At 57.1% G+C, this 7,771-nt stretch carries 8 protein-coding genes; 4 read left to right on the top strand and 4 right to left on the bottom strand.

Annotation, left to right across the window (positions count from 1 at the left end; translation table 11 throughout):
• The 4 genes from HMPREF9538_RS30085 to ecpR all read right to left on the bottom strand — a co-directional run.
• Nucleotides 1–1,109: TcfC E-set like domain-containing protein (locus tag HMPREF9538_RS30085; RefSeq protein ID WP_171805141.1), on the bottom strand; the 1,109-nt coding region annotated here is incomplete at its 3' end.
• A 25-nt stretch (nt 1,110–1,134) separates the two neighbouring features.
• Nucleotides 1,135–1,803 carry a fimbrial chaperone EcpB gene (locus HMPREF9538_RS12155; RefSeq protein ID WP_004144586.1) on the bottom strand — a complete coding sequence of 223 codons (669 nt, stop codon included), beginning with the start codon at nt 1,801–1,803 and terminating at the stop codon, nt 1,135–1,137.
• Nucleotides 1,804–1,861: 58 nt separating this feature from the next.
• Nucleotides 1,862–2,449, bottom strand: a complete 588-nt coding sequence (ecpA, locus tag HMPREF9538_RS12160) for a common pilus major fimbrillin subunit EcpA (protein WP_002890053.1) — start codon at nt 2,447–2,449, stop codon at nt 1,862–1,864.
• 74 nt (nt 2,450–2,523) lie between these two features.
• Complete coding sequence (gene ecpR, locus HMPREF9538_RS12165) at nt 2,524–3,066, bottom strand: ECP biosynthesis operon DNA-binding transcriptional regulator EcpR (protein WP_004144585.1); 543 nt, start codon at nt 3,064–3,066, stop codon at nt 2,524–2,526.
• An 848-nt stretch (nt 3,067–3,914) separates the two neighbouring features.
• Between ecpR and phnC the strand changes: the two genes are divergently transcribed.
• The 4 genes from phnC (at nt 3,915) to phnE (HMPREF9538_RS12185) (ending at nt 7,538) form a co-directional block, all read left to right on the top strand.
• Nucleotides 3,915–4,757 (top strand): phosphonate ABC transporter ATP-binding protein, encoded by an 843-nt coding sequence (phnC, locus tag HMPREF9538_RS12170; protein ID WP_020316512.1) that lies wholly within the window; start codon nt 3,915–3,917, stop codon nt 4,755–4,757.
• Nucleotides 4,758–4,779: 22 nt separating this feature from the next.
• Nucleotides 4,780–5,718 (top strand): phosphonate ABC transporter substrate-binding protein, encoded by a 939-nt coding sequence (gene phnD / locus HMPREF9538_RS12175; RefSeq protein ID WP_002890002.1) that lies wholly within the window; start codon nt 4,780–4,782, stop codon nt 5,716–5,718.
• A gap of 66 nt (nt 5,719–5,784) precedes the next feature.
• Nucleotides 5,785–6,657, top strand: coding sequence for a phosphonate ABC transporter, permease protein PhnE (gene phnE, locus HMPREF9538_RS12180; RefSeq protein ID WP_002890001.1), 873 nt, complete (start codon nt 5,785–5,787; stop codon nt 6,655–6,657).
• The gene (gene phnE, locus HMPREF9538_RS12185; protein ID WP_009485294.1) at nt 6,654–7,538 is read left to right on the top strand and encodes a phosphonate ABC transporter, permease protein PhnE; all 885 of its coding nucleotides are present in this window, start codon (nt 6,654–6,656) and stop codon (nt 7,536–7,538) included. Before phnE (HMPREF9538_RS12180) ends, phnE (HMPREF9538_RS12185) begins: the two co-directional genes overlap by 4 nt.
• Nucleotides 7,539–7,771 lie beyond the last annotated feature (233 nt).

Raw genomic sequence — 7,771 nt, 5'->3', positions numbered from 1 at the left:
CCCCCCCCCCCCCCCCCCCCCCCGGGCGGCGCGCCGGCGCCGCGTCCCCGGCTGAACAGCTTATTGACCCGCTGGGTGCGTTTGCTGACCACCCGACCATTGACGATCACCTCCACTTCCACGTCGTAAATACCGTACGGCAGGCCGCGGGTATCCACTTCATGGTTGCCCATAGCGAAGTTCTGGACGCTCAGCAACCGACCGTCACGGGTGAGATGCACCTCGCCCGCCGCCGGCAGAAAGGCGATCACCGGCGTGGCGGACTGGCTGTTGTCGAAGACGGTGGAGCTGGCCTGGTTCCCCCAGGAAAGGCCGTAAATCTTACCGGCCGAAATAGCGGTCATCGGTCCCAGGGACTGCAGGTTCCAGGTGTCAAGCATCCCGCCGGCAAAGCGGTGGCCGGCGAAATCGCGCTCATACATGGCCTTATATAATTCACTGTCCTGCTGACCGCTGCCGATGCCGTATAGCGAGCCGTCGAGCACCACGTGATGCTCCCGCAGCGCCGTGACGTTGTTCAGCGACAGGTAGCTGGAGGTGTTGCTCCCGCCGTTACGCATCTGGTTGTTATAGACGCCGAGGTTATAGCTCAGGTTGCTGCTGAGGGTGTTCACGCTGGACTGACCGATATCTTCGCTGCGCGAGCGCAGGACGGTGCCCAGCGCCTCGCGCTTGACCACCAGCTGCAACAGCAGCTGGCGCAGGCTGAGATCCAGCTGTGCGCTGTCGGTCAGGGGAATGGTGAGCGCCTCGCTGAACGGGGCGTTGGCCAGGCCAATCAGCTGCTGGCGGGTCTGTTCGCTGACGCTGGCGTTACCTTCGCTCTCCTCCAGCTGGATCTGCCGAACGCGCAGCTGGCCGCCGTCCAGCCAGATAAAGGCGCTGCCGATCCGCTGATCGTCCCGGGTGCTCTGGCTGCCGGCGAGATGAATATAGAGCGGGACGCTCATGCCGTCCTGCAGCGCCTGGCTGAAGGCCTGCGGAATAATCACCCCGCCAATCTGCTGCGCGCCTGCGGCGGCAGCGCTGACGTCGGGCTGAACGAACAAAAAGATCATGCCGAAGGCAAGCCGCGTTTTCAGTCCTGGGGTAATCCATCGTTGAGGCATCGTCGTTATCCATCTGCACAGCTGTCTATTTCACGGGAACAAACTGCTCACCCTGCCAAAGCGCCACCCGTCCTTTTTTATCCGCCGTGTCCACGCGCGTAAAACGGCGCGATTTACCCGGCATCAGGTAGTAATTCTCTTTACATTCCTTACCATCGGCGGCCTTCAGGCAGGGGCCGTAGGCGAGGATCCGCAGCGTCGCATTCCCGGTGTTGGTCAGAGAGCCGTTGGCGTACTGAAAGCGATAGTTCACCTGCCGGGGCGCCACCACCAGGATGGTGCCGATGCGGGCGGAAGCAGTGGCCACCGCGCTGCGGTTGGCGTTATCGCGTTGGGCATCGCTGAGCGCCTGATCGAACCAGACAATGCGGTAGTAGCGCTCTTTGTCATCCGCCGGGCCTTTGTAGAAGAAGCGGATCACATCGCTGGCCTGGGCGGGTAGCAGCAGGCTGGCGGGAGTGAGCAATACCTCATCCGGTTTGTCCATCGGGATAACCTGCCCGCCGTCCAGCGGGGAAGAGAGCCGTTCGAGATGGATATTGATCAGTCGACCGCTGTCTGTGCTGTTCTTGATCGTTTTGCTCAGCGTGCTGCTGCCGCTGTTCATAAAGGATGAAATATCGCCGACATCCAGCGCCTGCGCCGGCGACACCCCGGCAAGCAGCAGCCCGAGGGCCAGAAGGTGCTTTTTCATAACAATTCCGTCCGTGAAAAAAGCAGGGGGAGATCCCCCTGCTGGTGCATCAGAAGGATCAGCTGGTCCAGGTGGCGTCGAACTGTACGCTGACGTCGCCGCTCCAGATCCCTTCCGGCAGAGTGCTGTAATCGGTCACGGCGGTGGTGCCGTTGGTGGTGCCGCTGATGATGGAGAAAGTGAAACCATCCTGCGCTGTGGTACGGCCGCTGGCGTTGTAGCCATTAGCCAGCGCGCTGAGGTTGCCGCCCATAATATTGTTGGCGGTATCGATCATCACGGTATCGCCAGTTTTTTCCACCGCGGCGCCGTTATAATCCACGCCCACGCTCAGCGTGGAGCCGGAGGTATCCAGCTGGGTTAAGGTGTTGGTGATAAGACGCGAGGTCAGCTTAAAGGCGGTCGCCGTTGTGTCCCCCTCAATCGCCACGTCAAACAGACCTTTCTGCGAGTTAAAGCCTTTAATGCCTTCGGCGTACTGGAACGCCAGGCTGCCGAGCGGGGTCACAACCAGCTTGCTGGTGGTATCTTTTTTAGCGGTCGCAGACCAGGTCGCTACAGCCTGAGCCGTTACGTCAGCAGCCTGCGCCACGCCCATACCGGTAAACGCCGTTACCAGAGCTATTGCCAGAACCTTTTTTTTCATCGCTTTTTCATCCTGAGTTGAATTAAGGACATGATGTCCCGGTGAACCATTTAAAAAACAGAATTGCCTGGGTGTTACTGAACTAACTTATATATTTTGGAATACAGTTTGGCCTCAGCATTACGCCGATGGGTATACACTGTCTTCACGCTACAATTTTCAATTCTGGCGATCGATTTCGGCTGCATGCCCTGGGCGGTCATGCGGATAATTTTCATTTCCCGATCTGTAATTTTATCTTTCTTAATATCTTTGCGGAGAAACCTGCCATTAATTACATAGGCCAGTTCTTTTCGAATATCGCGACTCAGACCAACATATACCACCCCGCGAATATCGCTATTGTAATACCAGTAGTTCGCTAAGGCCTCTGATTTCCTGGCCGCAATCAATACGACCTGTTTCCCCTTTACCGCGGATAGCCATTCGCTGTCGCGCCTGATAAATTCGTTTAATGAAGCCGTATTGAGATTGATAAACACAAAATCTTTTCTGATTTTCTCCAGTGAGAGATAAATTAATTCGTCGATGTCTACAATCAGTTCGGACAGTCCTTTATAGAAATAGGAGTCATCGGCAGACCAAATATACTTATCGGAACAGCTTTTATATTCCATATAGTTTTTAACCTCATAGTCCTTGAAGTAATCATTTTTACAACGTCACTGCTTGCCAGGCCTATAAAGTTTACTGGCGTATTCGTTTCCTTTAATAAATCGCCATTAAATAAGACACGCATTACTTATCAATATTGGATAAGCGGGGGATTAAACTATAATTATTTTCTGCTTGGCGTTGAATTTAAGTTTTTTCCTATGGAGTGTCAACATGCGGAAAGGCAATGAATTTCGCGCCCAGGTCAATATTTACAAAAACTGAAAATATCAAATTTTTGAGCGCCAGAAAAAGACATTTATTTTCATACGGTTATTGGTAATATAACCGTCAATTCTTATCTGCGCTTTATATTACCCAGGATCTTCGCCCTATTATGTTAGGAATATTCTTAATGGGACTCTTGAATGGCTTATCAAATAAACCGGATTTAGCACAAAAGAAAGGATATAAATCTACAAATAAAGAAAAACCAGGATGATTCACCAACACATAAGACTCATGAATAGATTAACCTGTCGCACAAAATAGTTATGTATATGTTAATACATGCGGGATGTTGAATGCTAAACAAAGGCAGACGCATTATCTATTCGATTAAACGGTCTTCTTCATCAAGATTAAGCGAAGATTGCCGAAGGCTGCCTACGCCTACGAACCGGTCTATCTCCGCGCCCTCCAAAGCATAGCGGCTTTTCGGCGCTTCGCCAGCCGCCGGCATGCCGCACGCGTTGAGCCGCTGGCCGTCGCTCTTTCACGCCAGTTCACGCTTTGTTCGCAATACCGTCATCGAAATTTCATATAAAGACCTATTAATAGTGGCCAGTTAATGACGAACCTGGACACTCTTATGAACAGCTCTCTTGCCGCGGTGGCCGAAACTGATTTCCAGCCGTTCACCGATCTCGCTGCCGGCCGGCAGCGGAAGGTCTTAAGCGTGCGTAATCTGAGTAAAGCTTATCAAGCCCAGCACAAGGTGCTGGACGGCATCAGCTTTGATCTGCACGCCGGGGAAATGGTCGGGGTCATTGGCCGCTCCGGCGCCGGTAAATCAACGCTCCTGCATGTCCTCAACGGCACCCACTGCGCCAGCGGCGGAGAAATTCTTAGCTACCCGGAAGTCGGTACCCCGCACGATGTCTCACAGCTGAAAGGCCGCGCGCTCAATGCCTGGCGTAGCCACTGCGGAATGATTTTTCAGGACTTCTGCCTGGTGCCGCGCCTCGACGTGCTCACCAACGTCCTGCTGGGCCGCCTCAGCCAGACTTCAACCCTGAAATCGCTGTTTAAAATCTTTCCCGCAGCCGACCGGGCGCGCGCCATTGCGCTGCTTGAGTGGATGAACATGCTGCCGCACGCGCTGCAGCGGGCGGAGAACCTCTCCGGCGGGCAGATGCAGCGGGTGGCGATCTGCCGGGCGCTGATGCAAAACCCCGGGATCCTGCTGGCCGACGAGCCTGTCGCCTCGCTGGATCCGAAAAACACTCAGCGCATCATGGATGTGCTGCGCGAAATTAGCGAGCAGGGCATCAGCGTGATGGTAAACCTGCATTCGGTGGAGCTGGTCAGGGCCTACTGCACCCGGGTTATCGGCGTCGCCAGCGGCCAGCTTATTTTTGACGATCACCCCTCCCGGCTGACGCAGGATGTGCTGCAGCGGCTGTACGGCGATGAAGTTAGCCAATTGCATTAATTTCACTCACACGGGCAACATAATGAAAAAATATATGACTGGCGCAGTTCGTTTATCCGCAATGGTCGCGGGCATGATGATGGCATGGCAGGCAGCGGCGGCGCAGCCGAAAGAGCTCAATCTGGGCATTCTCGGCGGCCAGAACGCCACCCAGCAAATCGGCGATAACCAGTGCGTGAAGGCCTTCCTCGATAAAGAGCTGAACGTGGATACCAAACTGCGCAACTCTTCCGACTATTCCGGGGTGATCCAGGGCCTGCTGGGGGGCAAAGTCGACGTGGTGCTGAGCATGTCCCCCTCCTCCTACGCCTCGGTTTATCTCAATAATCCGAAAGCGGTGGATATCGTCGGCATCGCCGTGGACGACAAAGATCAGTCTCGCGGCTATCACTCGGTGGTGATCGTCAAAGCCGACTCTCCCTACAAAACGCTGGACGATTTAAAAGGCAAAGCCTTCGGCTTCGCCGATCCGGACTCCACTTCCGGGTATCTGATCCCTAACCATGCGTTTAAAGAAAAATTTGGCGGTAACGCCGACAACAAATACAACAACACCTTCTCCAGCGTCACCTTCTCCGGCGGCCATGAGCAGGACATCCTCGGCGTGCTGAATGGCCAGTTCGCGGGCGCGGTCACGTGGGCCTCGATGGTTGGCGATTACAACACCGGCTACACTACCGGCGCGTTCAACCGCCTGATTCGCATGGATCATCCGGATCTGATGAAGCAGATCCGCATTATCTGGCAATCGCCGCTGATCCCGAACGGCCCGATCCTGGTGAGCAATGCGCTGCCGGCGGACTTTAAGGCGAAGGTCGTGGCGGCAGTGAAAAAGTTGGACACCGAGGATCACGCCTGCTTTATCAAAGCGATGGGCGGTACTCAGCACATCGGCCCGGGCAGCGTGGCTGACTTCCAGCAGATTATTGATATGAAACGCGAGCTGGTGAGCGCGCGTTAATCCTGCCTCAACGCCGCCTGCTTGCCCCAGGGTAAGCGGCGGCGCTACGTTGAAGATCCCCGACGCATGAAGACAACCCACACCGAATTTGAACGCTATTACCAGCAGGTACGCTCGCGGCAAAAGCGCGATGCCGTCTGCTGGTCGCTGCTGCTGCTGGCGCTCTATTTTGCCGCCGGCAGCGCCGCGGAATTTAATCTGCTGACTATCTGGCACTCGCTGCCCCATTTCTTTGACTATATGGCAGAGACCATTCCGCCCCTGAGCGCTGGTAACCTGTTCGCCGATGTGCAGACCAAAGGGTCGCTGGCCTGGTGGGGCTATCGCCTGCCGATCCAGCTGCCGCTGATCTGGGAAACTCTGCAGCTGGCGCTGGCCTCGACCCTGGTGGCAGTCGCCATCGCCACGGTTTTCGCGTTTCTTGCCGCCAATAACGCCTGGTCCCCGGCGCCGGTGCGCTTTGCCATTCGCGTGCTGGTGGCGTTTTTGCGCACCATGCCCGAGCTGGCGTGGGCGGTGATCTTTGTGATGGCGTTCGGCATCGGCGCGATCCCGGGCTTTCTGGCGCTGATGCTGCATACCGTCGGCAGCCTGACCAAACTGTTCTACGAGGCGGTGGAAAGCGCGCAAAACAAACCGGTACGCGGCCTGGCGGCCTGCGGCGCGTCCCCGCTGCAGAAAATTCGCTTCGCCCTCTGGCCGCAAGTGAAACCGCTGTTTCTCTCCTACGGCTTTATGCGGCTTGAAATCAACTTCCGCTCGTCGACCATTCTCGGGCTGGTGGGTGCGGGCGGCATCGGCCAGGAGCTGATGACCAACATCAAGCTCGACCGCTACGATCAGGTGAGCATCACCCTGCTGCTGATCATTCTGGTGGTGTCGGCGCTGGACATGCTGTCCGGTCGTCTGCGCCTGTGGGTACTGGAGGGTAAGAAATGAGCGTCTGGCACATGCAACCGGATCTCGCCGCCAGCCGGCGGCAACATAAGCAGCTCTATCAGGTCCAGGGGCGCTACCTGCGCTACGTCGGGCTGGTGGCGCTAGCCTGCCTGCTCTATTACGTCTGGTTTTTTCTGCAGTTTGGTATCAGCGGCGAGCAGCTGACCACCGGCCTGCAGCAGATTGGCCGCTACCTGGCGCGGATGTTCGTCTGGCACGACTTCTGGAACTGGCCGTTCGGCTATTACTTTACGCAAATCGGCGTCACCCTGGCCATCGTCTTCGCCGGGACGCTGACCGCCACGGTGCTGGCGCTGCTGCTCTCCTTCTTCGCCGCCCGCAACATCATGCGCGGCGTGGTGCTGGGGACCCTCGCCCTGCTGATGCGCCGCCTGTTTGATGTGCTGCGCGGGATCGACATGGCTATCTGGGGGCTGATTTTCGTGCGTGCGGTCGGCCTCGGGCCGCTGGCAGGGGTGCTGGCGATCATCATGCAGGATACCGGCCTGTTGGGAAGGCTGTACGCGGAAGGACACGAAGCCGTGGACCGATCTCCCGGGCGCGGGCTGACCGCCGTGGGCGCGAACGGCCTGCAAAAGCATCGCTTTGGCATTTTTACCCAGTCGTTCCCGACCTTCCTCGCGCTGAGCCTGTATCAGATTGAATCCAACACCCGCTCCGCGGCGGTGCTGGGCTTCGTCGGCGCCGGCGGTATCGGGCTTATCTATGCCGAGAATATGCGTCTGTGGAACTGGGATGTGGTGATGTTTATCACCCTGCTGCTGGTGGCGGTGGTAATGATCATGGACACCCTTTCCGCCTGGCTGCGCCGTCGTTATATCGGCGGCGCCGCGGTGCCGCTGTATCAGGGCGGACGCTAGCGCACATTTGCGCCGGATGGCGGCTTCGCCTTATCCGGCCTACCCGTCCGGCTCCGACTGTCTGTTGGCCCGGCAAGCAACGGCGCCGCCGGGCGATGGCATCAGGCACGGAGCTGCTTTTATGCCGGGTGGCGGCTGCGCCTTCCCCGGCCTACAACCCCAAATCACCGCTGGCGCAGGGGCTGCTGAAACTGCCGGTGCTGGCGGCCTCAACATCGCTGAGACGTTCCCGG

Origin of the sequence: Klebsiella sp. MS 92-3 (assembly GCF_000195655.1) — a bacterium.
In the GTDB taxonomy this organism is placed as follows: Bacteria; Pseudomonadota; Gammaproteobacteria; order Enterobacterales; family Enterobacteriaceae; genus Klebsiella; species Klebsiella pneumoniae.
Note: the sequence above shows the minus strand (reverse complement) of the source record. Positions and strands in the feature narration are given on the sequence as shown.

Bases quoted from the DNA above. Each gene is read 5' to 3' on its own strand.
- ecpR (WP_004144585.1), bottom strand. From the start codon at position 3,066: ATGGAATATAAAAGCTGTTCCGATAAGTATATTTGGTCTGCCGATGAC.
- phnE (WP_009485294.1), top strand. From the start codon at position 6,654: ATGAGCGTCTGGCACATGCAACCGGATCTCGCCGCCAGCCGGCGGCAA.
- phnD (WP_002890002.1), top strand. From the start codon at position 4,780: ATGAAAAAATATATGACTGGCGCAGTTCGTTTATCCGCAATGGTCGCG.
- phnC (WP_020316512.1), top strand. From the start codon at position 3,915: ATGAACAGCTCTCTTGCCGCGGTGGCCGAAACTGATTTCCAGCCGTTC.
- HMPREF9538_RS12155 (WP_004144586.1), bottom strand. From the start codon at position 1,803: ATGAAAAAGCACCTTCTGGCCCTCGGGCTGCTGCTTGCCGGGGTGTCG.
- phnE (WP_002890001.1), top strand. From the start codon at position 5,785: ATGAAGACAACCCACACCGAATTTGAACGCTATTACCAGCAGGTACGC.
- ecpA (WP_002890053.1), bottom strand. From the start codon at position 2,449: ATGAAAAAAAAGGTTCTGGCAATAGCTCTGGTAACGGCGTTTACCGGT.